At 39.5% G+C, this 25,487-nt stretch carries 30 protein-coding genes and 2 pseudogenes; 25 read left to right on the top strand and 7 right to left on the bottom strand.

Annotated elements, in window-relative coordinates; translation table 11 throughout:
- The first annotated feature begins 91 nt into the window (after window positions 1–91).
- From GOM48_RS07875 to dnaJ, 8 genes and pseudogenes are all read left to right on the top strand, one after another.
- Window positions 92–412 (top strand): PadR family transcriptional regulator, encoded by a 321-nt coding sequence (locus GOM48_RS07875; RefSeq protein WP_235097060.1) that lies wholly within the window; start codon window positions 92–94, stop codon window positions 410–412.
- Window positions 409–741, top strand: a pseudogene (locus GOM48_RS07870) (DUF2812 domain-containing protein); the annotation flags it as partial. The gene GOM48_RS07875 and the pseudogene GOM48_RS07870, both read left to right, overlap by 4 nt.
- Before the next feature lie 287 nt (window positions 742–1,028).
- Window positions 1,029–1,544, top strand: a complete 516-nt coding sequence (locus GOM48_RS07865) for a DUF2812 domain-containing protein (RefSeq protein ID WP_235097059.1) — start codon at window positions 1,029–1,031, stop codon at window positions 1,542–1,544.
- 160 nt (window positions 1,545–1,704) lie between these two features.
- Window positions 1,705–2,739 (top strand): heat-inducible transcriptional repressor HrcA, encoded by a 1,035-nt coding sequence (hrcA, locus tag GOM48_RS07860; protein ID WP_235097058.1) that lies wholly within the window; start codon window positions 1,705–1,707, stop codon window positions 2,737–2,739.
- A 38-nt stretch (window positions 2,740–2,777) separates the two neighbouring features.
- A complete protein-coding gene (gene grpE / locus GOM48_RS07855; protein ID WP_235097057.1) occupies window positions 2,778–3,293 on the top strand; it encodes a nucleotide exchange factor GrpE in 516 nt (171 codons plus the stop codon).
- Between the two features lie 269 nt (window positions 3,294–3,562).
- Entirely contained in the window at window positions 3,563–5,386 is a 1,824-nt protein-coding gene (dnaK, locus tag GOM48_RS07850; RefSeq protein ID WP_000034683.1) for a molecular chaperone DnaK, read from the top strand.
- A 52-nt stretch (window positions 5,387–5,438) separates the two neighbouring features.
- Window positions 5,439–5,759 (top strand): hypothetical protein, encoded by a 321-nt coding sequence (locus GOM48_RS07845; RefSeq protein ID WP_235097056.1) that lies wholly within the window; start codon window positions 5,439–5,441, stop codon window positions 5,757–5,759.
- Between the two features lie 321 nt (window positions 5,760–6,080).
- Complete coding sequence (gene dnaJ, locus GOM48_RS07840; RefSeq protein WP_235097055.1) at window positions 6,081–7,217, top strand: molecular chaperone DnaJ; 1,137 nt, start codon at window positions 6,081–6,083, stop codon at window positions 7,215–7,217.
- 79 nt (window positions 7,218–7,296) lie between these two features.
- On the opposite strand, the gene GOM48_RS07835 is transcribed toward dnaJ, so the two are convergent.
- From GOM48_RS07835 to GOM48_RS07825, 3 genes are all read right to left on the bottom strand, one after another.
- Entirely contained in the window at window positions 7,297–7,956 is a 660-nt protein-coding gene (locus tag GOM48_RS07835) for a hypothetical protein (RefSeq protein ID WP_235097054.1), read from the bottom strand.
- A gap of 63 nt (window positions 7,957–8,019) precedes the next feature.
- Window positions 8,020–8,298, bottom strand: coding sequence for a hypothetical protein (locus GOM48_RS07830; RefSeq protein ID WP_235097053.1), 279 nt, complete (start codon window positions 8,296–8,298; stop codon window positions 8,020–8,022).
- 9 nt (window positions 8,299–8,307) lie between these two features.
- The gene (locus tag GOM48_RS07825) at window positions 8,308–8,718 is read right to left on the bottom strand and encodes an HIT family protein (protein ID WP_235097052.1); all 411 of its coding nucleotides are present in this window, start codon (window positions 8,716–8,718) and stop codon (window positions 8,308–8,310) included.
- A gap of 67 nt (window positions 8,719–8,785) precedes the next feature.
- Here GOM48_RS07825 and GOM48_RS07820 point away from each other — a divergent pair, with 67 nt between their 5' ends.
- Together GOM48_RS07820 and GOM48_RS07815 are read left to right on the top strand one after the other, a co-directional pair.
- On the top strand, window positions 8,786–9,517 hold the full coding sequence (locus GOM48_RS07820) for an ABC transporter ATP-binding protein (protein ID WP_235097051.1): 732 nt from the start codon (window positions 8,786–8,788) through the stop codon (window positions 9,515–9,517).
- Entirely contained in the window at window positions 9,514–10,563 is a 1,050-nt protein-coding gene (locus GOM48_RS07815; protein ID WP_235097050.1) for an ABC transporter permease, read from the top strand. The genes GOM48_RS07820 and GOM48_RS07815 overlap by 4 nt, the downstream gene beginning before the upstream one ends.
- 168 nt (window positions 10,564–10,731) lie before the next feature.
- Here GOM48_RS07815 and GOM48_RS07810 read toward each other — a convergent pair whose 3' ends face one another.
- Window positions 10,732–11,061 (bottom strand): helicase BlpT, encoded by a 330-nt coding sequence (locus GOM48_RS07810; protein WP_235097049.1) that lies wholly within the window; start codon window positions 11,059–11,061, stop codon window positions 10,732–10,734.
- A gap of 279 nt (window positions 11,062–11,340) precedes the next feature.
- On the opposite strand from GOM48_RS07810, the gene GOM48_RS07805 reads away from it, so the two are divergent.
- Genes GOM48_RS07805 through GOM48_RS07795 form a run of 3 tightly spaced genes read left to right on the top strand, consistent with a single transcriptional unit; the run spans window position 11,341 to window position 13,775 of the window.
- A complete protein-coding gene (locus GOM48_RS07805) occupies window positions 11,341–11,679 on the top strand; it encodes a LytTR family DNA-binding domain-containing protein (RefSeq protein WP_235097048.1) in 339 nt (112 codons plus the stop codon).
- 4 nt (window positions 11,680–11,683) lie between these two features.
- Window positions 11,684–12,421 (top strand): response regulator transcription factor, encoded by a 738-nt coding sequence (locus GOM48_RS07800; RefSeq protein ID WP_235097047.1) that lies wholly within the window; start codon window positions 11,684–11,686, stop codon window positions 12,419–12,421.
- A 13-nt stretch (window positions 12,422–12,434) separates the two neighbouring features.
- Window positions 12,435–13,775 (top strand): sensor histidine kinase, encoded by a 1,341-nt coding sequence (locus GOM48_RS07795; protein WP_235097046.1) that lies wholly within the window; start codon window positions 12,435–12,437, stop codon window positions 13,773–13,775.
- Window positions 13,776–13,817: 42 nt separating this feature from the next.
- Here the strand turns inward: GOM48_RS07795 and blpC are convergent, their stop codons facing one another.
- The 3 genes from blpC to blpA are packed head-to-tail and all read right to left on the bottom strand — an operon-like array spanning window position 13,818 to window position 17,555.
- A complete protein-coding gene (gene blpC / locus GOM48_RS07790; protein WP_235097045.1) occupies window positions 13,818–13,973 on the bottom strand; it encodes a quorum-sensing system pheromone BlpC in 156 nt (51 codons plus the stop codon).
- A gap of 56 nt (window positions 13,974–14,029) precedes the next feature.
- On the bottom strand, window positions 14,030–15,391 hold the full coding sequence (locus GOM48_RS07785; protein WP_235097044.1) for a bacteriocin secretion accessory protein: 1,362 nt from the start codon (window positions 15,389–15,391) through the stop codon (window positions 14,030–14,032).
- A gap of 10 nt (window positions 15,392–15,401) precedes the next feature.
- Window positions 15,402–17,555 (bottom strand): peptide cleavage/export ABC transporter BlpA, encoded by a 2,154-nt coding sequence (blpA, locus tag GOM48_RS07780; RefSeq protein ID WP_235097043.1) that lies wholly within the window; start codon window positions 17,553–17,555, stop codon window positions 15,402–15,404.
- A gap of 285 nt (window positions 17,556–17,840) precedes the next feature.
- Here blpA and GOM48_RS07775 point away from each other — a divergent pair, with 285 nt between their 5' ends.
- The 12 genes and pseudogenes from GOM48_RS07775 (at window position 17,841) to GOM48_RS07720 (ending at window position 25,485) form a co-directional block, all read left to right on the top strand.
- Window positions 17,841–18,077 (top strand): Blp family class II bacteriocin, encoded by a 237-nt coding sequence (locus GOM48_RS07775; RefSeq protein WP_235097042.1) that lies wholly within the window; start codon window positions 17,841–17,843, stop codon window positions 18,075–18,077.
- Between the two features lie 19 nt (window positions 18,078–18,096).
- Entirely contained in the window at window positions 18,097–18,501 is a 405-nt protein-coding gene (locus GOM48_RS07770) for an immunity protein (protein WP_235097041.1), read from the top strand.
- 160 nt (window positions 18,502–18,661) lie between these two features.
- A complete protein-coding gene (locus GOM48_RS07765) occupies window positions 18,662–19,666 on the top strand; it encodes a thioredoxin domain-containing protein (RefSeq protein ID WP_235097040.1) in 1,005 nt (334 codons plus the stop codon).
- Window positions 19,667–19,973: 307 nt separating this feature from the next.
- Window positions 19,974–20,159: a bacteriocin class II family protein gene (locus tag GOM48_RS07760; protein ID WP_235097039.1), complete on the top strand. Its 186-nt coding sequence runs from the start codon at window positions 19,974–19,976 to the stop codon at window positions 20,157–20,159.
- 57 nt (window positions 20,160–20,216) lie between these two features.
- Entirely contained in the window at window positions 20,217–20,411 is a 195-nt protein-coding gene (locus GOM48_RS07755; protein ID WP_235097038.1) for a hypothetical protein, read from the top strand.
- Window positions 20,412–21,080: 669 nt separating this feature from the next.
- A pseudogene (locus GOM48_RS07750) lies at window positions 21,081–21,503 on the top strand (lysostaphin resistance A-like protein); the annotation flags it as partial.
- A gap of 162 nt (window positions 21,504–21,665) precedes the next feature.
- Window positions 21,666–22,460 carry a cell cycle regulator CcrZ gene (ccrZ, locus tag GOM48_RS07745; protein WP_000363015.1) on the top strand — a complete coding sequence of 265 codons (795 nt, stop codon included), beginning with the start codon at window positions 21,666–21,668 and terminating at the stop codon, window positions 22,458–22,460.
- Window positions 22,457–23,092, top strand: a complete 636-nt coding sequence (gene trmB / locus GOM48_RS07740; RefSeq protein WP_235097037.1) for a tRNA (guanosine(46)-N7)-methyltransferase TrmB — start codon at window positions 22,457–22,459, stop codon at window positions 23,090–23,092. The genes ccrZ and trmB overlap by 4 nt, the downstream gene beginning before the upstream one ends.
- Window positions 23,093–23,218: 126 nt before the next feature.
- Entirely contained in the window at window positions 23,219–23,698 is a 480-nt protein-coding gene (rimP, locus tag GOM48_RS07735; protein ID WP_235097036.1) for a ribosome maturation factor RimP, read from the top strand.
- 43 nt (window positions 23,699–23,741) lie between these two features.
- Window positions 23,742–24,878: a transcription termination factor NusA gene (gene nusA, locus GOM48_RS07730; RefSeq protein WP_000032277.1), complete on the top strand. Its 1,137-nt coding sequence runs from the start codon at window positions 23,742–23,744 to the stop codon at window positions 24,876–24,878.
- A 21-nt stretch (window positions 24,879–24,899) separates the two neighbouring features.
- Window positions 24,900–25,193 (top strand): RNase P modulator RnpM, encoded by a 294-nt coding sequence (rnpM, locus tag GOM48_RS07725; RefSeq protein ID WP_000857568.1) that lies wholly within the window; start codon window positions 24,900–24,902, stop codon window positions 25,191–25,193.
- Window positions 25,186–25,485, top strand: coding sequence for a YlxQ-related RNA-binding protein (locus GOM48_RS07720; protein ID WP_235097035.1), 300 nt, complete (start codon window positions 25,186–25,188; stop codon window positions 25,483–25,485). Before rnpM ends, GOM48_RS07720 begins: the two co-directional genes overlap by 8 nt.
- Window positions 25,486–25,487: the final 2 nt, after the last annotated feature.

The following is a 25,487-nucleotide window of genomic DNA, read 5'->3' as shown; positions in this document are numbered from 1 at the left end:
GGCAGTCTTTTTTATTGTATTTTATATCGAGGTGTGATATATTTTATATAACGAAATGCGATATATCGAACTAAATGGGAGGTGCTTATAAATGGAATTAACGAATAAGATTCGTCGAGTTTATCTTCCGATGACGGAAACGGGTTTTTATATTCTGTTCAGTCTGCAAAAGGAGAACCATGGCTATGGTATTACCCAAAAAGTTAAAGAGATGACAGATTCACAGGTTTCGATTAGTCCTGGGACCATGTATGGAACCCTGTCAAAGATGGAAAAAGATGGTTTGATTTCCTTTGTCCGAGAAGAGGAAAAACGGAAAATCTATCAGATTACAGACTTGGGACGCAAAGTCTTAGATATTGAATTGAAACGTATTGAACGGCTCTATAGAAACAGTCTGGAGGAAGGATGATGGAAAAGAAAGTTGTTTATAGAATTGCTACCATTGCGGATTATGATAGAGAGGCTTTATATCTTAGAAAAATGCATTCTGAGGGCTGGAAATTCAAGGAAGTAAGCTACTCTAACTTAGTAGTTGCGGTTAAGTATACTTTTGAAAAGTGCCAACCGGAGCAGGTGTCTTATCAGTTGGACTTTTATCCCATGAAAAAATCAGAGAGAGCCTCCTATTTACAACTATTTAAAGACTGTGGCTGGGAGCATATTACAGACTTTAATGGTTTTTCCTACTTTAGAAAGCTTCATTCTGTAATTAAATCGGATGCCGAGTTTGAAATTTATAATGACGCGGCCGGCAAGTTAGCTATGGTCAAACGTATTTTAACAATGCGGATGCTTCCTATTTTTCTTCTCTTTTTAGCTCTACTACCAGTTTTCTCAAAGTTTGTCAGTGGAGGTAGTTCTTTCAGTTGGGAAGTATTTTTGATTTTCATAATAGATTGGGGATTGGGTTTTATTGATAGTTTTTACGATTCAGATTTCTTATATTTTTTGGAGATTGAGTCAAAAGTGGAAAGAATTATCTAATAAATAACACCAGGCATGTTTTCTAATTTTGGGGTAAGACAATGAATAGCAGAGTAGAATTTCGAATTTTCACTATTATTGATTTGGACAAGGAAGAAGAATATTTACATGAGATGCATTTGAAAGGTTGGAGGTATAGAACTAGTTGTTTTGGTTTTTTCTATTTTGAAGAGTGTCAACCGGAAGATGTACTTTACCGTGTATTTGATAAAAAGTTGAGTAAAAAGTATCATCATCACCTAGGAAATCTGAAGGACGGTGGTTGGGAACTTGTAGAGACTGGCTCGTCTCTGGTGTTTCGTAAAGCAGTTTCTGATTTACTTCCTGATGATGAGGTTTTCTGCAAGGATCTTGAGTTTAGATGGGCGCTGGTGATTCTTAGGCTTCGTGCTAGTATAACAGCTCTTTTAGGAGGTTTACTTGCTTGTTTGGTTCTATATCGAGAAACCCTTTCTCAATCCTTCTTTGTAATCTTTGCCCTATATGCTCTCATGATTTCTTATCTAATCTATAGTTTTTACAGACTAAAAAAGAAATATCTTAAGATTGTAAAATGATTTTCTAGGTCCTCAGACTGATTTTTAGCACTCCCGGCAAAAGAGTGCTAATTTTTTGAGTTTTTGTCTTGACATTCTCTTCTAAGGGTGTATAATAGAACCATGAGTTAGCACTTGTGTACATAGAGTGCTAATTAATCAGACAGAGAGGAGTGATGAGATGGTTACAGAACGTCAGCAGGATATTTTAAATCTGATTATTGACATCTTTACCAAAACGCATGAACCTGTCGGATCCAAAGCCTTGCAAGAGTCTATCAACTCTAGCAGTGCTACCATTCGTAATGATATGGCGGCTCTAGAAAAGCAAGGTTTGCTTGAGAAAGCTCATACTTCAAGTGGTCGGATGCCAAGTATTGCTGGTTTTCAGTACTATGTGAAACACTCACTGGATTTTGACAGACTGGCTGAAAATGAGGTATACGAGATTGTCAAAGCCTTTGATCAGGAATTCTTCAAACTGGAGGATATTCTGCAAGAGGCTGCCAATCTACTGACAGACTTAAGTGGCTGTACGGTAGTGGCTCTGGATGTTGAACCAAGCAGACAGCGCCTGACGGCCTTCGATATTGTCGTTCTAGGACAACACACTGCTCTTGCAGTTTTCACCCTAGACGAGTCTCGAACGGTTACTAGTCAGTTTTTGATTCCAAGGAATTTCTTGCAGGAAGACTTGCTGAAACTGAAGAGCATCATTCAGGAACGTTTCCTCGGTCACACCGTTCTGGATATTCACTACAAGATTCGGACGGAGATTCCGCAGATTATCCAGCGTTACTTCACAACAACGGACAATGTCATGGATCTCTTTGAACATATCTTTAGGGAAATGTTTCATGAAAACCTTGTGGTGGCGGGCAAGGTCAATCTCTTGAATTTTGCCAATCTAGCATCCTATCAGTTCTTTGATCAACCACAGAAGGTGGCTCTAGAGATTCGTGAGGGTCTGCATGAAGATCAGATGCAAAATGTTCGTGTTGCAGACAGTCAGGAATCCTGTCTAGCTAACCTAGCAGTGATTAGCAGTAAATTCCTCATCCCTTATCGAGGATTTGGAATTCTGGCGATTATCGGTCCGGTTAATCTGGATTACCAGCAATTGGTTAATCAACTCAATGTTGTCAATCGAGTACTAACTATGAAACTCACAGATTTCTACCGCTATTTGAGTAGTAATCATTATGAGGTGAGTTGAACATGAAATTACATAAATTCCTAAAAAGGAGGCGAAAAATGTCTGAGGAAATAAAAAACGAAGAAGTAAAAGAAGAGGAAGTTGTTGAAACAACTGAAGAAACAACTCCTGAAAAGTCGGAATTAGACTTGGCAAATGAACGCGCGGATGAGTTTGAAAATAAATACCTTCGTGCTCATGCAGAAATGCAAAACATCCAACGCCGTGCCAATGAAGAACGTCAACTCTTACAACGCTATCGTAGCCAAGACCTAGGAAAAGCAATCCTACCGTCCTTGGATAACCTCGAACGCGCCCTAGCCGTTGAAGGTTTGACAGAAGATGTCAAAAAGGGATTGGAAATGGTCCAAGAAAGTTTGGTACATGCCTTGAAAGAAGAAGGAATCGAAGAAATCGCAGCTGACGGCGAATTTGACCATAACTACCACATGGCAATCCAAACTCTCCCAGCAGACGATGAACATCCAGCGGATACCATCGCCCAAGTCTTCCAAAAAGGCTACAAACTCCATGACCGCATCCTAAGACCAGCCATGGTAGTGGTATATAATTAGGCAATTCTGACGGTTGCAACATACATAATAGAAAACTTGTCCGAAACGACAATAAACTATGAAGAAAGATAAAAAGCAAGCTGGAGGCTTGCAAGGAAGATGTTGCCCGCCGTGGTGAAAGTTTCAGTAGCGTGTGCTACTGAAACAGGGGATTTTTGAGACAATTGGCTCAAAAATAAGTGATGAAATCCCGAAGGGAGTTGCTCACGTCCCCACCACTTAAGGGAAATATCAAAAAGAAAGAATATAAAATTTAAGGAGAAAAACACATGTCTAAAATTATCGGTATTGACTTAGGTACAACAAACTCAGCAGTTGCAGTTCTTGAAGGAACTGAAAGCAAAATCATCGCAAACCCAGAAGGAAACCGTACAACTCCATCTGTAGTATCATTCAAAAACGGAGAAATCATCGTTGGTGATGCCGCAAAACGTCAAGCAGTTACAAACCCAGATACAGTTATCTCTATCAAATCTAAGATGGGAACTTCAGAAAAAGTTTCTGCTAACGGTAAAGAATACACTCCACAAGAAATCTCAGCTATGATCCTTCAATACTTGAAAGGTTACGCTGAAGAATACCTTGGTGAAAAAGTAACCAAAGCAGTTATCACAGTCCCAGCTTATTTCAACGATGCTCAACGTCAAGCAACTAAAGACGCTGGTAAAATCGCTGGTCTTGAAGTAGAACGTATCGTCAACGAACCAACAGCAGCGGCCCTTGCTTACGGTTTGGACAAGACTGACAAAGAAGAAAAAATCTTGGTATTCGACCTTGGTGGTGGTACATTTGACGTATCTATCCTTGAATTGGGTGACGGTGTCTTCGATGTATTGTCAACTGCAGGGGATAACAAACTCGGTGGTGACGACTTTGACCAAAAAATCATCGATCACTTGGTAGCAGAATTCAAGAAAGAAAATGGTATTGACTTGTCTACTGACAAGATGGCAATGCAACGTTTGAAAGATGCGGCTGAAAAAGCGAAGAAAGACCTTTCTGGTGTAACTTCAACACAAATCAGCTTGCCATTTATCACTGCTGGTGAAGCTGGGCCTCTTCACTTGGAAATGACTTTGACTCGTGCGAAATTCGACGACTTGACTCGTGACCTTGTAGAACGTACAAAAGTTCCAGTTCGCCAAGCCCTTTCAGATGCAGGTTTGAGCTTGTCAGAAATCGACGAAGTTATCCTTGTTGGTGGTTCTACTCGTATCCCAGCTGTTGTAGAAGCTGTGAAAGCTGAAACTGGTAAAGAGCCAAACAAATCAGTAAACCCTGATGAAGTAGTTGCCATGGGTGCTGCGATCCAAGGTGGTGTCATTACTGGTGATGTTAAGGACGTTGTCCTTCTTGACGTAACGCCATTGTCACTTGGTATCGAAACAATGGGTGGCGTCTTCACAAAACTGATTGATCGCAATACTACGATTCCAACATCTAAATCACAAGTCTTCTCAACAGCAGCAGACAACCAACCAGCCGTTGATATCCACGTTCTTCAAGGGGAACGCCCAATGGCAGCAGATAACAAGACTCTTGGACGTTTCCAATTGACTGACATCCCAGCTGCACCTCGTGGTATCCCACAAATCGAAGTAACATTTGACATCGACAAGAACGGTATCGTGTCTGTTAAGGCCAAAGACCTTGGAACTCAAAAAGAACAAACAATTGTCATCCAATCAAATTCAGGTTTGACTGACGAAGAAATCGACCGCATGATGAAAGATGCGGAAGCGAACGCTGAAGCAGATAAGAAACGTAAAGAAGAAGTTGACCTTCGTAACGAAGTTGACCAAGCTATCTTTGCGACTGAAAAGACTATCAAGGAAACTGAAGGTAAAGGCTTCGATGCAGAACGCGACGCTGCTCAAGCTGCCCTTGATGACCTTAAGAAAGCGCAAGAAGACAACAACTTGGACGAAATGAAAGCAAAACTCGAAGCCTTGAATGAAAAAGCTCAAGGACTTGCTGTTAAACTCTACGAACAAGCCGCAGCAGCCCAACAAGCTCAAGCAGGAGCAGAAGGTGCACAAGCAACAGGAAACGCTGGCGATGACGTCGTAGACGGAGAGTTTACGGAAAAATAAGATAATTCAGTGGATATGTTACAACTAACTCTTGTATATTAAGGGGTATTAAATGAAAGTTAATGATTTAATTGATTTATTACAGGATGGAACTTTAAAGTTTGAGAAAAAGATTAATGATGCGTACGTTTCTCTGTATGCGCCCACAGTAACTAAAGGTAGAAAGTTCTTAGAAATTTATGAAGATAAAAATAATGATGTTACTCGGGTGAAATTTCATGGGGAAGCTACTTTACACTCGGGTTTATTGAGAAAAACAAAATCATCTGGAGATGAGGGACCTATCAATAGAGAAATTAATTTTGAGGATAATCGTAATGATGTAATTGCGGTAGCAGTTGCAAGTTATTATGAAATTCAAAAAGTAATATAAAATTGAATTAATTCAAAGAAGATTTAACATTCTACTATAGAATAATCTAACCACAGAGGTTGCAACCCAGCCTCTGTTTTTCGGTAAAAAGGGACTTGCCTGATTTGTTTGTGGTTTGTCTCATCAATATAAAAGAAAGGAATTGAACCCGACCTAAATCGAGGTTTGATTCGCAATATCAATAGAAAGGAACAAAGGTGTTCGCAACTGAACACGGGCTACGGACTGTGCCAAAAAGATAGTTTTTTCTAGGACGCACGCGTCCGTCGTCAAAACTCCTATTTTGGCTGTGTCCGTTTGACGCCCTTTGTATCTTGAATTATGAACAATACTGAATTTTATGATCGTCTGGGGGTGTCAAAAAACGCTTCGGCAGACGAGATCAAAAAGGCTTATCGTAAGCTTTCCAAAAAATACCACCCAGATATCAACAAGGAGCCTGGTGCTGAGGAAAAATACAAGGAAGTTCAAGAAGCCTATGAGACTTTGAGTGATGACCAAAAACGTGCAACCTACGACCAATATGGTGCTGCGGGTGCCAACGGTGGCTTTGGTGGTGCTGGTGGTTTCGGTGGCTTTGACGGAGCAGGTGGCTTCGGTGGTTTTGAAGATATCTTCTCAAGTTTTTTCGGAGGAGGCGGAGCTTCGCGCAATCCAAACGCTCCTCGTCAAGGTGACGACCTCCAGTATCGTGTGAATTTGACTTTTGAAGAAGCCATCTTCGGAACGGAAAAAGAAGTTAAATACAACCGTGAAGCAAGCTGTCGTACCTGTAACGGGTCTGGTGCTAAACCAGGAACAAGTCCAGTCACTTGTGGACGCTGTCATGGTGCTGGTGTCATTAACGTTGATACGCAGACTCCTCTTGGTATGATGCGTCGCCAAGTAACCTGTGATGTCTGTCATGGACGTGGAAAAGAAATTAAAGATCCATGTACTACATGTCACGGAACAGGTCATGAAAAACAAGCTCATAGCGTACATGTAAAAATCCCTGCCGGTGTGGAAACTGGTCAACAAATCCGCCTAGCGGGTCAAGGTGAAGCAGGATTTAACGGTGGACCTTACGGGGACTTGTACGTGGTGGTTTCAGTTGAAGCCAGTGATAAGTTTGAACGTGAAGGAACAACTATTTTCTACAAATTAAATCTTAACATCGTCCAAGCAGCTCTTGGAGACACTGTAGAAATTCCAACTGTGCACGGTGCTGTCGAATTGGTCATTCCAGAAGGCACTCAGACTGGCAAGAAATTCCGCCTACGCGGCAAGGGAGCACCAAGCCTTCGTGGTGGTGCCGTTGGTGACCAATACGTTACAGTTAATGTCGTGACTCCGACAGGTTTGAATGATCGTCAAAAAGCTGCGCTTAAAGAATTCGCAGCTGCAGGTGACTTGAAAGTCAATCCAAAGAAAAAAGGTTTCTTTGACCATATAAAAGATGCCTTTGAAGGAGAATAAAGCAAAAAGAGCCGATTGGCTCTTTTTTTATGTTATTTTTGAAAATTTAGCGTCGAAAAATCGTTTTCCAGTTAGCCTACTATTTATACTTTTGAGTGAGCAAGCCAGCTGCATCCATCTCTTGGATGAGTTGCTTGATTTCCGCTTCTTTGCCTGGCTTAACGGTGATGGTATCAATGTGTTTGATCGCTGAATTATCCTGAATATCCACCAAGGTCAAAGCTTTTTCATAGAATGTAATTCCCTTTTTTAGACTTTCCTGATCATTCCAAAAGAGAATTGAGTAATTGGGATTAAATTTCTTTCCGATTTCTTGGAGATACTTCTCGCTTTCTTTCTCTAAAAATTGCAATAAACCATGATTGAATAAGTTGTCTTCTACTGAGTGGTAGGAAATATCTCCTGTGTTTAGGACATAGACTTCAAGTCGGTTTTTGGTGAGTTTTGGACTTTCTTTTAGGACGGGGTGGCTATTGACAACCTCATCTGAGAAAGTAACATAAAAATGTAAGCCTCCACCCTCGAATTCATAGTGTCCATTTGATTTTACTTTCTCGGGAGGGAGGTCAAGGGAGATAAAGATTTGTTTGAGGGCGTTATTTCCCTTGTGAATGTCAATCGGTGAGGCTCTGAAAGCAAAAAACAGTACTAGAAATGCCAGGACTGTAAAAAGGCTAAGGCAGCCACAAGGGATCGCGAGGACCTTCGCTAGAACTTTTAAAAACTGTTTCACTTTCATTCCCTCCCTTTTCTGTTCGAATTTAGTAACCCAAAATGGATTTAAGGAAAGTTGGAGGCTTTCTTATTCTTGTTTTTCTTCTTGGAGGACCGCCATTCTGGTTTGGAAATCTTTTTCCAAGACTTTGAACTTGTAGGTCAAGTCTTTTTGGTATTCCTTGATGAGGGCTTTTTGTTGGTCGATGATTTGCAGGCTGTTTTGAATGACATCCAAGTCCTCCTTGATGGCCTCGACACGGTCGCTAGTATCCAGCAACTCCTCTGTGATGGCTTGGCGATTTTTTACGACAAAATAACTTCCAGCTGCAGCTCCTGCAAATAGCAATAGATTGGATAGTTTCATGGCATCTCCTTAGGTATTTCTAATAGTTTCAGCGACTTGGGCAAGTTTGTCAAAGTCAGGTTCGTGGGCGATAAAGTCAATCTTAAGGTCATCTTCTGCACTGTAGCGAGGAACGAGGTGCACGTGGGTATGAAAGACCGTTTGACCAGCGATATCCTCGCAGTTGGCAATGATATTCATGCCGACAGCCTTGGTAGCCTTCATAACTTTTTGAGCCACTGTTGGTACTTTGGCAAAGAGTTGGCTAGCGCTGGTAGCATCCATCTCCAAAAGATTGCGGTAGTGCTCTTTTGGTACGACCAAGGTGTGTCCAGGTGTTACTTGAGAAATATCAAGAAAGGCAAGAACCTGCTCATCCTCGTATACTTTTGAAGCAGGAATCTCCCCTGCAATGATCTTACAAAAAATGCAATCTGACATAAAATCCACCTCTACTGTATTGAATTTTGATATAATATAGCTACATTATACCAGATTCGGAGAAAATATGTTAGAAATTAAAAACCTGACAGGAGGCTATGTTCACGTCCCTGTCTTGAAAGATGTGTCCTTTACAGTTGAAAGTGGGCAGTTAGTCGGTTTGATTGGTCTCAACGGTGCTGGGAAATCAACGACGATCAATGAGATTATCGGTCTTTTGACACCTTATAGTGGGGAAATCAAGATTAATGGTCTAACCCTGCGAGAAGATGCGACCAATTACCGCAAGCAGATTGGCTACATCCCAGAAACGCCTAGCTTGTATGAGGAATTGACTCTTAGAGAGCATATCGAGACGGTGGCTATGGCCTATGGTATTGAGCAAAAAGCGGCTTTTGAGCGAGTAGAATCTTTGTTAAAAATGTTTCGTTTGGATCAAAAATTAGATTGGTTTCCTGTGCATTTTTCCAAAGGGATGAAGCAGAAGGTCATGATTATCTGTGCTTTTGTCGTAGATCCGAGCCTTTTCATCGTTGATGAGCCTTTTCTTGGTCTCGATCCCTTGGCGATTGCCGACTTGATTCAGCTTCTAGAAGTAGAAAAGCAAAAAGGCAAGTCCATCCTCATGAGTACCCACGTGCTGGATTCGGCGGAAAAGATGTGTGACACCTTTGTCATTCTCCACAAGGGAGAGGTGCGGGCTCAGGGGAACCTCCAGCAACTCCGCGAAGCCTTTGACATGCCTGAAGCGAGTTTGAATGATATTTACTTGGCTCTGACCAAAGAGGAGGAGCTATGAAAGACTTGTTTTTAAAGAGAAAGCAGGCTTTTCGTAAGGAGTGTCTTGGTTATCTGCGCTATGTTCTCAATGACCACTTTGTCTTGTTCCTGCTGGTTCTCATCGGTTTTCTAGCCTACCAGTACAGTCAACTCTTGCAAGATTTTCCTGCAAATCATTGGCCCATCCTCTTGTTTTTGGGAATTGTATCTGCCTTGCTTTTGGCTTGGGGAGAAATCGCGACTTACATAGAAGTACCTGACAAGCTCTTTCTCTTAGTCAGTGAAGAGGAGGTTAAGTTGTACCTCAAAGGACAGACGTCGCGTTCATTGGTTTTCTGGACAATTGTTCAAACTCTCTTTTTACTCTTGTTTGCACCCTTGTTTTTAGCCATGGGCTATGGCTTGCCAGTCTTTCTCGTCTATGTGCTTTTATTGGGGACTGGGAAATACCTCCTCTTTCGCCAAAAAGCCAGCAAATTTTTCACTGAAACTGGACTGGACTGGGATTATGTCATTGCCCAAGAAAGCAAGCGCAAGCAAGTCTTGCTTCGTTTCTTTGCCCTCTTTACTCGGGTCAAGGGCGTTTCAAACAGCGTCAAGCGTCGCGCTTATTTGGATTTCCTCCTAAAGACGGTTCAAAAGGTGCCTGGGAGGATCTGGCAAAATCTCTATCTTCGTTCTTATCTGCGGAATGGAGACCTCTTTGCCCTCAGTCTCCGTCTTCTCTTACTTTCCATACTGGCGCAGGTTTTTATCGAGCAGTCTTGGATAGCGACAGCAGTGGTTGTCCTGTTTAACTACCTCTTGCTTTTCCAATTGCTGGCTCTCTATCACGCTTTTGACTACCAGTACTTGACCCAGCTCTTTCCACTGGACAAGGGGCAAAAGGAAAAAGGCTTGCAGGCAGTAGTCAGAGGATTGACCAGTTTTGTTTTACTTGTGGAATTAGTTGTCGGGTTGATTACCTTCCAAGAAAAACTGGCCCTTTTAGCTTTGCTGGGTGCAGGTTTGGTTTTACAAGTCTTGTATTTGCCTTATCAGGTAAAACGTCAAATGCAGGACTAACATTACTTATATGACACTAAAAAAGAAGTTGAGTTCAGTTTGTCTCAGCTTCTTTTTAGGTACTACAGGATAATGGTTGGTCCGTAGAGACTTATACTCTTCAAAAATCAAATTCAAACCACGTCAGCTTCGTCTTGCCGTACTCAAGTACAGCCTGCGACTCGCTTCCTAGTTTGCTCTTTGATTTTTATTGAGTATTAACTTGGTTTTGACTTGGTCAAAGTGGAAGCGGTCATAGGCCCGCCAAGCGGCGCGAGTAGGAGCATCTGGATCAAGAGCGCTGAGTCCCATGAGAAGACTGGAAGTTTGGTAAAATTTTTCCAATTCAATCAAGAATTGATTATCCACTGTCTCAGCCTTGGCTAGAAAGCCAAGAATAGAGTTTAATTGCTCCTGAAAGCGGACGTCGTCAGCGGTTGTCTGTTTGCATGCTTGGTAGGCTTTGTTTAAGTCAGTAATCAAAGTCTGAGCTCTTTTGATAGGGTCTGTATCTGTCATGATGATTCCTCCTTTAATCTGGGTGCTAGTCTTGTTTCTAGCAACTGTGTTTTGATACTGTCAGTCTATCACTTTTATCTCCTTTTTCAGCTTCAAATATTTAATTGTCATTGAAATTTCCTGAATGGTAATAGCGGGATTTTATGATAAAATACTTGTAAGGTTATCATGGTTATTTAGTAAAAACTTCAACACTTTAGGAATTTTTGAGAACCGTTTAGGATTTGGTGAAAAATAGTTTCTAGACTTATGGTATCCTCTTTTTAGGAGGTTTTATCCATGAACTATATCATCATCCAAAAAGAGAAAGAAATTTTCAAATTAAACATAAAGGATATCTACTATATCCAAACGCATCCAAGCAAAGCCCATACCATGCATATTGTTACAGAAAACGCTAGCTTTGATCTATTTCAAAATTTAAGTAATCTTGAGAAACAATATGGGGAAACCTTAACGAGATGTCATCGAAATTGTCTGGTTAACCTTGAACAAGTAAGATCCATGGATATCCAATCAAAGACCCTCTTTCTTGGAGAAGAAGGTCAATATGCTGTCAAGTATGCCAGACGTCGCTATAGAGAGATTCGTCAAAAATGGTTGAAAGAAGGAGAGTAAGAAGATGAGAATATTTGTTTTAGAAGATGATTTTTCCCAACAAGCTAGGATTGAAACGACGATTGAGAAACTCTTGAAGAAACATTATATCACTCCCAGCTCTTTTGAAGTCTTTGGCAAGCCAGATCAACTGCTGGCAGAGGTGCATGAGAAGGGAGCACATCAGCTATTCTTTTTGGACATTGAGATTCGAAATGAAGAAATGAAAGGTCTGGAAGTGGCTAGAAAGATTCGGGATCGGGATCCTTATGCCCTGATAGTCTTTGTGACGACTCACTCGGAGTTTATGCCCCTCTCCTTTCGCTACCAAGTGTCTGCTTTGGACTACATTGATAAGGCCCTTTCGGTAGAGGAGTTTGAATCTCGGATTGAGACAGCCCTTCTCTATGCCAATGGTCAAGATAGTAAAAGCCTGGCGGAAGATTGCTTTTACTTTAAATCAAAATTTGCCCAATTCCAATATCCTTTTAAGGAGGTTTACTATCTCGAAACGTCACCCAGACCCCATCGTGTTATTCTCTATACCAAGACAGACAGGCTGGAATTTACGGCGAGTTTAGAGGAGGTTCTCAAGCAGGAACCCCGTCTCTTGCAGTGCCACCGCTCCTTTCTCATCAATCCAACCAATGTAGCTCGTTTGGATAAAAAAGAAAAACTCCTTTTCTTTCCCAATGGTGGAAGCTGTCTGATCGCGCGTTATAAGGTCAGGGAAGTGTCTGAGGCTATCACTAACTTGCACTGAGCTAGGAGAGTTTATGTATATTGTTTGGATATTGTTGTATACACTTGTTTCTAATGGACTAGAAATTGTCATTTTCTTTAAGGTAGATGGAATTGATCTTACTTTCGAGAGGATTTTTAAGGCCTTTCTTTTTAAGATACTGTTGGCCTTTGTTTTTGTAATGATTAGCTATATAGTAGGAAATACTTACCTATCTTATTTTATGGAACCCTTGTATGGCATAGGCTTATCTTTCTTATTGTTAAGAGGGCTTCCTAAAAAACTCCTTTTCTTTTATGGTCTCTTTCCAATGATATTAGTGAATCTCTTTTATAGAGGAGTTTCTTATTTTGTGCTTCCATTTTTGGGGCAAGAGCAAGTATATAATGACTACTCATTTACTGGGTTATGTATCATAATTTTCAATTTCTTCATTTCTCTAGCCTTTTTGAAATGGTTGGACTATGATTTTACTAACTTGAGAAGGGAGATCTTAGATAAAGCCTTTCAAAAGTCCCTGACTCATATTAACTGGATAATGGGGGCTTACTATTTGGTTATACAAAGTCTGTCCTACTTTGAATATGAACAGGGGATTCAATCAACGACTGTTCGCCATCTCATCCTAGTGTTTTACCTACTCTTTTTTATGGGGGTTATCAAGAAGCTGGATACCTATTTGAAGGACAAACTTCAGGAGAGATTGAACCAAGAGCAGGACTTGCGCTATAGAGATATGGAACGCTATAGTCGGCATATAGAGGAACTTTACAAGGAAGTACGGAGCTTTCGCCATGACTACACCAACCTCTTAACAAGCTTACGTCTGAGTATTGAAGAGGAGGATATGGAGCAGATAAAAGAGGTCTACGACTCCGTCTTGAAGGAGTCCAGTCAGAAATTGCAGGACAATAAATATGACATTGGACGATTGGTGAATGTTCGGGACCGTGCCCTTAAAAGTCTCCTAGCGGGAAAATTTCTAAAAGCTAGAGAAAAGAACATTATCTTTAATGTCGAAGTTCCTGAGGAGATTCAAGTCGAGGGGATGAGCCTACTTGATTTTCTAACCATTGTGTCTATCCTTTGTGACAATGCTATTGAAGCCAGTGCAGAGGCCAGTCAACCTCATGTTTCAATCGCCTTTTTTAAAAATGGGGCACGGGAGACCTTTATCATTGAAAACTCCATCAGAGAAGAGAGCATAGATATTTCTGAAATCTTCTCCTTCGGAGCAAGTTCTAAAGGGGAGGACCGAGGAGTTGGTCTCTATACCGTCATGAAGATTGTGGAAAGTTATCCCAATGTCAGTCTCAATACCACCTGTCAAGATCAAGTCTTTCGTCAGATGCTTACTGTGATACATGCAGAATGATAAAAAATAAGACCGAGAGTGATTGTTTCTCGGTCTTATTTTTTATAGTTGTATTGGCTGATGAAGTCCTTTCGTATTGTTATACTTAATTATATTAAGACCATATAAGATATCTTCCCACCATCCTCCACCTGTGATTTGATTGAGTTCAGTAGTTGTTAGTTCTTGAAATGAAGTTAGGTTTTGATTCTTATCCATGTTACAATTCTCCTTTTTGATAAGATAATAAATAGTTGCAGAGTGTTATCTGAAAATTAATCAGAATGTGTTAAAATTTTATCTTTGAAGTAATCAAAATATGTTTTCTTTGCAGTTACACTAGTAACGCGACCTTGTAAGCCATATTGGATGAGCTTACTGTCTTCGTTAGATAGTTTTGCAAGAGCGGTTAATTTAAAGAGATTTCCTTGCTCTGTTCTGGTCGGAGTTTGATCAATTGTCTGAAGTTGGCCGATGATGGTAATGCCGTGATTTCCAATCTTCTCCAGTTTTAATCTTACAGTTTGTCCTTTATCTAGTAGCGGTAGATAGTCAGAAGATACGTAGTAAGTGATTAGTACTTCTCTTGTATCTGTGATGACAGGGAATATTTGAGCAATTTCTGTACCAGTTGGAATTCTATTTTTACCTTCAAATTCGCTGTTCAGATGAACGATACCTTTACTTGGAGCGGTTAAAGTATTATTTTCTAAGCGCTGTGTCGCTTGATCTAGCTGTACTTTTAATTCTGTTAATTGGTTCTCCACGGTTAGTTGCTGTTGTGAGGCTGTCTGTAAAAACTGAGTGCGAAGTACTTCAATTTTAGTTTCTAAACTATTATCATAAGTTGCTACACTTCCAATCCCAGCTTGCTGAATTTTGAGGCTTGCGATAGATGATTCAAGACCTGCAATACTTTGATTTATTTGAGATAAAAATGGCTCCTCTGCAGTTCCTTGTGTTTGTCCTTGTGAGGTTACAAGATAACGATTTAAAATTGACTGGTGCGGATTGCCAGTTGGTAAGCGTACTCTTTTATTTATGATAGCATCTCTCAGTTCTTCATATTCTCCAATTTGTTGTTGAACTTTTGTAATTTCTTGTTCGATGGCTGATGAACTGCTATTGGCAAGATTAGCTTGATTTGAAACCTCGGTGTTAGTCTTTGTGATACCCAGTTCAATATCACGAGCTTGTTTGGTAAAATTCATAAAGGTATTATGGTAGCCAAATTCATCCTCGCCAGAAAAAAGATCAGTCGCTTTTTCTAAGCTTTGTTTCAAAATTCCAAGTCCTTCTTTTTGCTTCTCAAGTCTTTGTAATTGAGTTTCTAAGGCAGTTTTCTGACTTTCTTCCATTGTTTCAGAGTATTTGATAAGTAAGTCCCCTTTTTCAACTACTTGATTTGCCACTAAATGATTAGCAAGGATAGGATTATCACTGGTTGACTGAATGGATGCAATGACACTTGTAGGGGCGATTTCTCCTTGGGAAGTAACAGTAATTTCTTTTGTGGCAACAAGGGAGAAAATCAAGATGAAAGTAAACAGTAATGAAAGAGGTATAATTAACACTGTCGCATAGTTATGGTAACGTCTCTGATAAAACTCGACGCTTCTAAAAAGATTAGGATTCATGACATTCTCCTTATTTATTGAATAGATGATGGTAGAAGCCTTGCGCCTGCATTAACTCTTGGTGACTGCCAACTTCAATGATTTTCCCCTGGTCAAGAACAATTACACGGTTGGTTCGTTCGGCTATACTGAGACGATGGGCTACAAAGAGAATGGTTTTATCAGTTAGGGACATAAGATTATCTATAACTTTTTTCTCAGTCAAGACATCAAGACCGCTAGTAGCTTCATCTAGTATTAAAACAGGAGATTTAGTTAAAAGAGCACGAGCGAGGGCGATTCGTTGCTTTTGTCCTCCAGATAAGCCAGCTCCATCAGAGAGCTGAGTTTGATAGCCCATAGGCATTTTTTCGATATCTTGACGGATTTCGGCTAATTCACAAGCTTTTAGAATATCTTCTTGGCTAATCATATTATTACCGCCCAAGGTTAAGTTTTCCAAAATAGATCCATTAAAGATATAGGCTTGTTGGGGTAGGTAATTAATATGACGGCGCAAGACTTTTTTATCAATATTTTTAATATCCTGATGATTGATGGAAATATGTCCTTTGTAGGGTTCAAAGAAATTGACAATCATTTTGGCTAAAGTTGTTTTACCAGAACCACTAACTCCAACTAGGCTAACCTTATCTCCTTGTTTAATCGTGAGATTAATATCTGTTAAAGTATCTCGTCCAAAACCATACTTATAAGAAAGGTCATCAAATTCAATATCTCCCATCAAAAAATGCGAATGAACAGGGTTTTCTGGGGCTTGGAACTCAGATTCGACTAGATAGACTTCGTTCAAACGGTTATTAGCGACCTTCGCAGATTGGAGTTTGGTTTGGAGGTTGATAATATTTTCCATAGGAGTTGTAAAGTAAGAAAGGAGTGTGTTAAAGGTAATCAGCTGACCGATAGAAATTTTACTCGACATGACTAATTGAGCGCCAAACCATAGGATAAGGATATTCAGAACTAATTTTGTTCCCTGCTTTAAATTCGTTTGTAAAATAGAATATTTACTGAGCTTAAAGGATTTTTCCAAATAATCTACAAATTCGCTGTCTATATTTTGATAGCGATTTTCTTCACTCGTGAGCGACTTTATAGTTTCAATCCCATTGATATCTTCGATAATGGCAGAGCTAACCATAGAATTACTTTGCATGACATCATGGTTCATTTTTTCGAAAGGCTTCATAAAAGAAAAGATGATGAACACGTATATAGGAATGGAAATAAGAGAAAGAAGGAAGAGATTAGGGTTTTGTGCCAGTAAGACAGCCCCTACAAGAATCAGAATGGAAACATCAAGAAAAAGAGAGAGAATGGTAGAAGCCAAGGCATCTATGATAGAGTTGGCATCTGTGAACCGTGAAATGATTTCCCCTGTACGACGTGTCGCAAAGAAAGACATAGGAAGTTCAAAAATATGGCGAATATAGGATAAAATCACATCAATGCTTAATCTCTGACTCAGAACAGTTAGGAGATAATCACGGGAGAAGCCCATGACTTGTTGGAGGATATAAGTGATAACTAGACCGATTGAGATGATTCCTAAAGTTGATTTCATCTGATTTGGGATATACTCATCCAAGATTCCTTGGAGATAATAAGAACCACCGATATTGATAATAGTGACCAATAAGCTTGAGAGAACAATGTAAGTAATGAGAGATTTTTGTTTGAAAATCAGAGGAAGGAAGCTTAGTAGACCATTCTTTTTATCTTTATGGGGTTGATAGCTGGGTTTGGGAGCTAGAAAAATAGCTACTCCAGTCCATTCAGAGAAAAAGCGTTCTTTTGACATTTTGGTGATTTTTACAGAAGGGTCAGGATCACCAATAATCAGATAGTCTTTCTTTGTTTGATAGACAACATAGTAATGTTGGAGTTTTCCTTCTTTGTTAACGTGAACAATAAATGGATAGGGGACATCACTCATGTCAAAGAGCGTTTGATCTGCTTGAACAGGCCTTGTTTCAAATCCCATTTCATCAGCGGCTTTTACAATGCCAAGAGCAGTCGTCCCTTCTTTATTGGTCTTTGCAAGTTCTCTCAAGTGAGCTAGAGAAAAATCTGAACCATAGAATTTAGCAATCGAGGCTAAGGCAGCAACACCACAGTCTCTAGCATCTATTTGTGGAACAAATGTACGTTTATAAGAAGTCATTGGCAATTCCTTTCATATAATATAATGAGTTTATTATGCCATAATAATAAGTTTATATTTTATGAAATCTTGAATTGTCATTGAAACTTCCTGAATGGTAAAAAAGTAATTAGAAGCCATCTTTCTTTAAAAAGTTATAGAATATGCTTTGAAATAAAAAAGCTAATTCAAGACGTTTCGATGACAATTCAAGATTTGGATGAAAAATTTAAAAAAACAATGATATGCTAAACTTGTCAAAGTTGCAACAGGACAAAAATTAAAAATAAAAAAGGAGTATTTGTCATGAATACAAAAATGATGTCACAATTTGAGATTATGGATGCTGATATGCTTGCTTGCGTTGAAGGTGGAGATATTGATTGGGGAAGAACAATTAGTTGTGCAGCAGGGATTGCGTATGGAGCAATTGATGGGTATGCAACAACTTATGGTTCGACATTTCTATTGGGGCCATATGCTATAGGAACAGGTGCAATTGGTGCTGTACTAGGTGGGATTGGTGGTGCACTCACCTGTTAGTATAGGAAAGGAGATAGTAATGAAAAAAATATTTGCAACAAAACGCAATGTATTCTTAGTGAGGGTGTTGTTCGGACAGATACCTTTGGTTGTTTCTACTTATCTATTTCTATCTCGTCAGTTTTTAAATTTTTCCGTAGTTTTCCAATTTCTTTTAGTGGTTATTAACTTGGCTTCTATTTTGGTTACTGTTTATCTTACTAGGGAAATGAGATTAAGAGAGTTTGAAGATGATGATTTGGTTAGTCCTAGAACCAATCAACTCATGTTCATTGGTTTGACAGGCTTTATGTCTATTATTTGTCTGTATAGAGGTATCACAGCAGCAGAATCCTACCAACAAATAATCGCCTATATTGGCGCTGTTCTCTGCTTAATTATCATGTTTCTGCTTATGTGGGGTTTGAAGTATTATAAAAAGTAGAGCTTAATGAAGTATAAAGGGGTAAGTATTTTCGAAATACTTACCCTTTTATAATGAAGTTTTTGCAATTCAAGATGTTTCGATGACCATTTAAGATTTATATGAATTTGTAATCTTAAATAAGGTAAGATAAAGATAACAAATGTAAAGGAGTATTCTTATGAAGAAACAAAATATAAAATCGCTATTACTTGTACCACTTGTATTTGCATCTATTACTACGGGTGTTGTATATGCAGAAGAACAGCCTACTACTTCATCTATCCAGGCGAATGATAGTTCTGTTGTAGTACCAGATTTGCCATCGGATAAGGAAAAGGTGGAGCATAAACCTTCTGTTGTAACCCCAGAAGAGTATGAGAAGAATGTTACGGACTTTAAAAAGATAGGTATTGAAGCTGTACGTCAATCTTTTACAGAGGATCAATTGGAACATACTATTTATTTTGGTAGAAAAACTTGCTCTCATTGTCGTCAATTTTCTCCTGAATTGAAAGAATTTAATAACTTGATTGAAAAGAAGTTAGAGTATTATGATTTGGATGGTAAGGATTTTGATGGGGAAGCGAGAGAGTTTCTATTTAAAAAAGTCGGTATTCCAGGAACACCAACAATTTTGTATTTAAGAAATGGACATCCGATATCTGGATGGGTTGGTGGCGGAGCAACTGCACAACAGGTTTATGATTATATGTACTCGAGAAACTCACCTAAGCAAACGGAAACAGTAGCATCTTCTGAGGATACAGTAACAGAAAGTGTCCGTGATAAGAATACTAGAAGTGACAGCAAAGGTATGAGTGATGAAAAAAGAACCGAAATGAAAATATCCAATGATAATCCCAATTCTAATAGTAAAAATAGTGGGGGAGTGGAGAGTATAAACTCCACTTCTAAAGCTAAAACTACTCAATCTGGCAATTTAGCAATGTTAGACAATAAGAATCAATTGGAAACTCTCAAACCTATTTTTGATGTTGCTCAAGAAAATAAAACTTCTTTAACTGATGTTAAGGATGCTGATTATGTAAGCGAATCTATTACTTCGAATGAAAGATTATTACCGAAAACAGGAGAGGAAGAAAGTTACCAACTGCTTCGGCTGGCTATCGCGTTTTTTATGGCTTCTGTAATGATTAAAGTGAAACAAAAAATTCATAAATAAAAATAGATGGTAAACAGGTGAAATGATACTATTTGTTTTGTAATAACATATAGCTAGAATTTGCCTATAGACAAGAGTGAGGAAATAGATGTATTTAGTTTATATATAAAAGATTATAATTGTATATGAAATGAATGGTAAAAGGGTAAGTATGTTTTTCATGCTTACTTTTTAGATTCATTGTACAATTCAAGATGTTTCGATGACAATTCAAGATTTGGGTGAAAAATTTAAAAGAACAGTACTATACTAAACTTGTCAAGGTTGCAACAAGACAAAAATAAAAAATATAAAAGGAGTATTTGTTATGAATACAAAAATGATGGAACAATTTGAGAGTATGGATACTGATATGCTTGCTTGCGTTGAAGGTGGTAAAAAATTTGGTGATTGTGAAACTGCAATTGCTGCTGGAATTAGTGTAGGTGCTGTTTTTGGAGGTCCTTGGGGTGGTATAGGTTTAGGTATGGTAGCAGCCGCTTATTACTGTTAATAATTATTTGGACATTAGTATTTATAGTGATGTTAAACTGAATTTGGAGGTAAAAAAATGAATAAGGATAATATCAAGAAATTTGAAGTTGTTGATGTGGAGATACTCTCAACTTTTAATGGTGGAGACTGGCGTTGTGTAGTAGGAACAGCAGGAGGCGCGATATTTGGAGGTGCATTTGCAGGTCCTTGGGGTGCGCTTGGTGTAGGCACGGCGGCTAATATGTTTTTTTGTGCTACCCCTGTTAGTTGATACTTAATGAAAAACAAAGAATAAGCTAGAAGGCTGGTCACAGATAGCTCAAAATACTGTTTGTTGTGGATAAGGTTTACGAAGTCAGTAACATATACCTACTGAAAGGTGATGCCGATATGGTTTGAAGGGGGGCGAAGAGTATAAACAACAGATAATTTATAGGTTAATGTAAAATTTAGAGTTTTTATAGAAGTTTTTAAAATTTTTGAAGTTTATGCTAAGTAATATTGATATTGCTAAATAGTTTAAATATAGGTTAGTCAATAGATAACACTCCAGTACTCTTGTTTAGAGTGGGAGGGATGTTAGTTAGTATTAGAATTGAAAAATTACTTACTTAGTATATATTAAAGTAAAAGTGAAGGATGAAGTATCAATATGAAAAAGTGTGTAGATTTTTTAGATTTATTTGCCCGAGTTGTAGTAGTATTGACGTCTCTTTTTCTTTGTATAAGAGTACTCATGATTTCAACGGAACTCTGGAGAAATATTGTGGTACTGGTGAGTACTCCTGTTACAATCTATAGTCTGATAAAGCATAGATTAGATAAGAAAGTATAGAAAAATAAAGAACATTCATAGTAAGAAAAAGTTATGAAACTATTGATTTATAGAATTGTTTTACTTAATCTGTAAAAAACATAATGATAGTAGGTATTCTCAAATATTTTAAGTAAGAAACAACTCTTGCTGTTTATTGGAATCTTTCTTCTCGCTGTGCTTGTAAATATAGGCTATCATGCCTTTTTCTCAGTTGCTTCTGGTGCTTCAGCTCAACACCTTGAGAAAACGAGTAAAGGACTTTCGCTTTCCTTTATTGTCAGTGTCACAGATTTTGCACCTATTCAGGAGGAACTCCTGTTTAGAGGACTTCTCCAGGGTGCGGTTTTTGACAATTCGTGGTTAGGACTTGTGTTGACTTCCTCTCTCTTTTCTTTCATGCACGATCCTTATGATGTGCCTTCGTTTTTCTATTATCTACTTGGGGGGGTGTTGCTGGGCTTTGCTTATAAAAAGAGCCAAAACCTATGGGTTTCTACCCTAGTCCATATGTTTTACAACCATTTGCCACTTTTAACGTATTTATAAAAATCATGAAAAGGTAAGCAGAAGACGGTGCTTGCCTTTTTCAAGCTATAATGATAGCCCGAGCTAATCCAGATGCTTTTCTTTGAGAATTGGGTGTGGAGCGGTTGACGAATAGACCAAAAACTAGTAGAATAGTAAGGAAACTTTATACGGAGGAAAGAAATGGACTTGGGTGATAATGAGCTAACGCTGACCCCTATACCTGGGAAGAGCGGCAAGGCTTATATGGGAAGCTACCCTGATGGGAAGCGCGTCTTTGTAAAAATGAACACCTCTCCAATCCTACCTGGCCTAGCCAGAGAACAAATCGCTCCTCAATTACTATGGACTCGTCGTTTAGCGGATGGTCGTGATATGTGTGCCCAAGAATGGTTGACGGGCAAAATCTTGACTCCGTACGATATGAATCGCAAACAAATCATTACAATCTTGAACCGTCTCCACCGCTCGCGTCCCTTGATGAAGCAGTTGAGTCGTTTGGGATATACCATGGAAAAACCAGTTGATTTGTTGCGTTCTTGGCAACAAGAAGTACCAGAAATCTTGCAACAGAATCACTACTTGAACAGTGTGATTGCTGAACTAGGTAAGACGGTTCCTGGCTTTAGGGAAGATCATGCAACGATTGTGCATGGAGACCTTCGCCATAGTAATTGGATTGAGACAGAGAGTGGGCTTGTTTATCTAGTGGATTGGGATTCGGTTCGTCTGACGGATCGTATGTTTGATGTGGCGCATTTGCTATGCCACTACATTCCAGATCATCAGTGGCGCCAATGGCTGAGAGATTACGGCTATAAGTACAATCAGACAGTGTTAGATAAATTGTATTGGTATGGTCAGTATTCTTACTTGAACCAGATTGCCAAATACTGTGAAAATCAAGATTTAGACAATGTAAACCGGGAGATTTATGCCTTGCGTGTCTTCCGCGACAAGTATGGAAAGAAAAGATGAGAGTTAGAAATCGGAAAGGGGCGACAGAGTTACTAGAGGCTAATCCCCAGTATGTTGTCCTCAATCCCTTGGAGGCTAAAGGGAAATGGCGAGACTTGTTTGGAAATGATCATCCTATCCATGTTGAGGTTGGAAGTGGGAAAGGGGCCTTCGTATCAGGAATGGCCAAACAAAACCCTGACATCAACTATATCGGGATTGACATCCAAAAGTCGGTGTTAAGTTATGCCTTGGATAAGGTATTAGAAGTTGGAGTTCCTAATATCAAGTTGTTGTGGGTAGATGGTTCGGATTTGACGGACTACTTTGAAGACGGTGAGATTGATCGTCTCTACCTAAACTTTTCTGATCCCTGGCCTAAAAAACGTCATGAAAAACGCCGTCTGACCTATAAGAGTTTCTTGGATACCTTCAAGTGCATCTTACCTGAGAATGGGGAAATCCATTTCAAGACAGACAATCGTGGCTTGTTTGAGTACAGCTTGGTGAGTTTTTCTCAGTATGGGATGAAGCTCAATGGGGTTTGGTTGGACTTACATGCCAGTGATTTTGAAGGCAATGTCATGACGGAATATGAGCAAAAATTCTCCAACAAGGGTCAGGTGATCTACCGTGTTGAGGCAGAATTTTAAAAAATAGCTTGAAAACTAGTCGTTTGAGTGCTTATGCTTTACATAAATTGACAAACGTGCTATACTGATAGTAAGAATATAAGAAAGAGAGGCGGGGAAATATCTTCGCCTCTTGCTTATGAGGAGGTGGACGTAATCGCAACAATCGTAGAATTAGTCAGAGAAGTTGTAGAACCTGTCATCCAAGCACCTTTTGAACTCGTGGATATCGAGTATGGAAAGATTGGCAGTGACATGATTCTCAGTATTTTTGTAGATAAACCTGAAGGAATTACCTTGAACGACACGGCAGACCTGACAGAAATTATCAGTCCTGTCCTAGACACCATCAAGCCCGATCCCTTCCCAGAACAATATTTCCTAGAAATTACCAGTCCAGGCTTGGAGCGTCCTTTGAAAACCAAGGATGCCGTCGCTGGAGCAGTTGGGAAATACATCCATGTCGGGCTCTACCAAGCTATCGATAAGCAAAAAGTCTTTGAAGGAATCTTGCTATCCTTTGAAGAGGATGAGTTGACCATGGAGTATATGGACAAGACACGTAAGAAAACCGTCCAAATTCCATACAGTTTAGTATCAAAAGCACGTTTAGCAGTAAAATTATAGAAAAAGAAAGGATAGCTTTTGAGGATTCAAAAGTAAAAAGAACATGAGTAAAGAAATGCTAGAGGCCTTCCGCATTTTGGAAGAAGACAAGGGAATCAAAAAAGAAGACATTATCGACGCAGTAGTAGAGTCGCTTCGTTCCGCTTATCGTAGACGCTATGGTCAATCAGACAGCGTAGCCATCGACTTCAATGAAAAGACTGGTGACTTTACTGTCTATACTGTTCGTGAAGTTGTTGACGAAGTATTTGATAGCCGTTTGGAAATCAGCTTGAAAGATGCCCTTGCCATTAATTCAGCCTATGAGCTTGGTGACAAGATTAAGTTTGAAGAAGCACCAGCTGAATTTGGTCGTGTAGCAGCCCAGTCTGCCAAACAAACCATCATGGAAAAAATGCGCAAGCAAACACGTGCCATCACTTATAATACTTACAAAGAACATGAACAAGAAATCATGTCTGGTACAGTAGAACGTTTTGACAACCGTTTCATCTATGTCAATCTTGGCAGTATCGAAGCTCAATTGTCAAAACAAGACCAAATCCCTGGAGAAGTCTTTGCTTCCCACGATCGTATCGAAGTTTATGTTTACAAGGTTGAAGACAACCCTCGTGGTGTCAACGTCTTTGTCAGTCGTAGCCATCCAGAAATGATCAAACGCTTGATGGAGCAAGAAATCCCAGAAGTGTATGATGGAACTGTTGAAATCATGAGTGTAGCTCGTGAAGCAGGTGACCGTACTAAGGTTGCTGTTCGTAGCCACAATCCAAACGTGGACGCTATCGGGACAATCGTTGGTCGTGGTGGCGCCAACATCAAGAAAATCACTAGCAAGTTCCACCCAGCTCGCTACGATGCTAAGAGTGATCGTATGATTCCTGTTGAAGAAAACATCGACGTTATCGAGTGGGTAGCAGATCCAGCTGAGTTTATCTACAATGCCATCGCACCTGCAGAGGTTGACCAAGTTATCTTTGATGAAAACGACAGCAAGCGTGCCTTGGTCGTTGTACCTGATAACAAGCTTTCTCTTGCCATCGGTCGTCGTGGCCAAAATGTTCGCTTGGCAGCTCACTTGACAGGTTACCGTATCGATATCAAGTCTGCCAGTGAGTTTGAAGCTATGGAAGAAGCAGGTCAAGTTGATTACGCAGCTGCGGATGAATTGATCGAAGAATAAAAGCTGCTAGAGGAGGGAAAGATGAAAACAAGAAAAATCCCTTTGCGCAAGTCTGTTGTGTCCAACGAAGTGATTGACAAGCGTGATTTGCTCCGCATTGTCAAGAATAAGGAAGGACAGGTCTTTATCGATCCGACAGGCAAGGCCAATGGTCGAGGCGCTTATATCAAGCTAGACAATACAGAAGCCCTAGAGGCCAAAAAGAAGAAAGTCTTTAACCGCAGCTTTAACATGGAAGTTGAAGAAAGCTTTTATGACGAGTTGATCGCCTATGTGGATCACAAAGTAAAAAGAAGAGAGTTAGGACTTGAGTAAGCAAAAGATTAGCAATCTCTTGGGTCTTGCTCAACGAGCAGGTAGGATCATATCGGGTGAGGAATTGGTAGTCAAGGCTATTCAAGACCAGAAAGCCAAACTAGTCTTTCTAGCCCATGATGCTGGCTCTAATCTAACCAAGAAGATTCAAGATAAAAGTGACTATTATCAAGTAGAAGTTATTACCGTGTTTTCAACACTGGAATTAAGCATAGCAGTCGGAAAGTCAAGAAAGGTTTTGGCTGTGACAGATGCTGGATTTACAAAGAAAATGAGGTCTCTTATGGAATAGAA

Origin of the sequence: Streptococcus oralis (assembly GCF_021497885.1) — a bacterium.
In the GTDB taxonomy this organism is placed as follows: domain Bacteria; phylum Bacillota; class Bacilli; order Lactobacillales; family Streptococcaceae; genus Streptococcus; species Streptococcus oralis_BQ.
The sequence above is the reverse complement of the archived record's forward strand: the minus strand, read 5'-3'. Positions and strand labels throughout refer to the sequence as shown.

What these genes read in the sequence shown, in the direction of transcription:
- GOM48_RS07845 (WP_235097056.1), top strand. Translation starts at nt 5,439, where the DNA reads ATGAAAGTTAATGATTTAATTGATTTATTACAGGATGGAACTTTAAAG.
- GOM48_RS07810 (WP_235097049.1), bottom strand. Translation starts at nt 11,061, where the DNA reads ATGACAGATACAGACCCTATCAAAAGAGCTCAGACTTTGATTACTGAC.
- rnpM (WP_000857568.1), top strand. Translation starts at nt 24,900, where the DNA reads ATGAAAACAAGAAAAATCCCTTTGCGCAAGTCTGTTGTGTCCAACGAA.
- GOM48_RS07815 (WP_235097050.1), top strand. Translation starts at nt 9,514, where the DNA reads ATGAAAGACTTGTTTTTAAAGAGAAAGCAGGCTTTTCGTAAGGAGTGT.
- blpA (WP_235097043.1), bottom strand. Translation starts at nt 17,555, where the DNA reads ATGACTTCTTATAAACGTACATTTGTTCCACAAATAGATGCTAGAGAC.
- GOM48_RS07805 (WP_235097048.1), top strand. Translation starts at nt 11,341, where the DNA reads ATGAACTATATCATCATCCAAAAAGAGAAAGAAATTTTCAAATTAAAC.
- GOM48_RS07835 (WP_235097054.1), bottom strand. Translation starts at nt 7,956, where the DNA reads ATGAAAGTGAAACAGTTTTTAAAAGTTCTAGCGAAGGTCCTCGCGATC.
- GOM48_RS07775 (WP_235097042.1), top strand. Translation starts at nt 17,841, where the DNA reads ATGAATACAAAAATGATGTCACAATTTGAGATTATGGATGCTGATATG.
- GOM48_RS07760 (WP_235097039.1), top strand. Translation starts at nt 19,974, where the DNA reads ATGAATACAAAAATGATGGAACAATTTGAGAGTATGGATACTGATATG.
- trmB (WP_235097037.1), top strand. Translation starts at nt 22,457, where the DNA reads ATGAGAGTTAGAAATCGGAAAGGGGCGACAGAGTTACTAGAGGCTAAT.
- GOM48_RS07795 (WP_235097046.1), top strand. Translation starts at nt 12,435, where the DNA reads ATGTATATTGTTTGGATATTGTTGTATACACTTGTTTCTAATGGACTA.
- ccrZ (WP_000363015.1), top strand. Translation starts at nt 21,666, where the DNA reads ATGGACTTGGGTGATAATGAGCTAACGCTGACCCCTATACCTGGGAAG.
- blpC (WP_235097045.1), bottom strand. Translation starts at nt 13,973, where the DNA reads ATGGATAAGAATCAAAACCTAACTTCATTTCAAGAACTAACAACTACT.
- GOM48_RS07785 (WP_235097044.1), bottom strand. Translation starts at nt 15,391, where the DNA reads ATGAATCCTAATCTTTTTAGAAGCGTCGAGTTTTATCAGAGACGTTAC.
- GOM48_RS07830 (WP_235097053.1), bottom strand. Translation starts at nt 8,298, where the DNA reads ATGAAACTATCCAATCTATTGCTATTTGCAGGAGCTGCAGCTGGAAGT.
- GOM48_RS07800 (WP_235097047.1), top strand. Translation starts at nt 11,684, where the DNA reads ATGAGAATATTTGTTTTAGAAGATGATTTTTCCCAACAAGCTAGGATT.
- dnaK (WP_000034683.1), top strand. Translation starts at nt 3,563, where the DNA reads ATGTCTAAAATTATCGGTATTGACTTAGGTACAACAAACTCAGCAGTT.
- GOM48_RS07865 (WP_235097059.1), top strand. Translation starts at nt 1,029, where the DNA reads ATGAATAGCAGAGTAGAATTTCGAATTTTCACTATTATTGATTTGGAC.
- GOM48_RS07875 (WP_235097060.1), top strand. Translation starts at nt 92, where the DNA reads ATGGAATTAACGAATAAGATTCGTCGAGTTTATCTTCCGATGACGGAA.
- GOM48_RS07755 (WP_235097038.1), top strand. Translation starts at nt 20,217, where the DNA reads ATGAATAAGGATAATATCAAGAAATTTGAAGTTGTTGATGTGGAGATA.
- grpE (WP_235097057.1), top strand. Translation starts at nt 2,778, where the DNA reads ATGTCTGAGGAAATAAAAAACGAAGAAGTAAAAGAAGAGGAAGTTGTT.
- GOM48_RS07825 (WP_235097052.1), bottom strand. Translation starts at nt 8,718, where the DNA reads ATGTCAGATTGCATTTTTTGTAAGATCATTGCAGGGGAGATTCCTGCT.
- nusA (WP_000032277.1), top strand. Translation starts at nt 23,742, where the DNA reads ATGAGTAAAGAAATGCTAGAGGCCTTCCGCATTTTGGAAGAAGACAAG.
- GOM48_RS07765 (WP_235097040.1), top strand. Translation starts at nt 18,662, where the DNA reads ATGAAGAAACAAAATATAAAATCGCTATTACTTGTACCACTTGTATTT.
- hrcA (WP_235097058.1), top strand. Translation starts at nt 1,705, where the DNA reads ATGGTTACAGAACGTCAGCAGGATATTTTAAATCTGATTATTGACATC.
- GOM48_RS07820 (WP_235097051.1), top strand. Translation starts at nt 8,786, where the DNA reads ATGTTAGAAATTAAAAACCTGACAGGAGGCTATGTTCACGTCCCTGTC.
- dnaJ (WP_235097055.1), top strand. Translation starts at nt 6,081, where the DNA reads ATGAACAATACTGAATTTTATGATCGTCTGGGGGTGTCAAAAAACGCT.
- GOM48_RS07770 (WP_235097041.1), top strand. Translation starts at nt 18,097, where the DNA reads ATGAAAAAAATATTTGCAACAAAACGCAATGTATTCTTAGTGAGGGTG.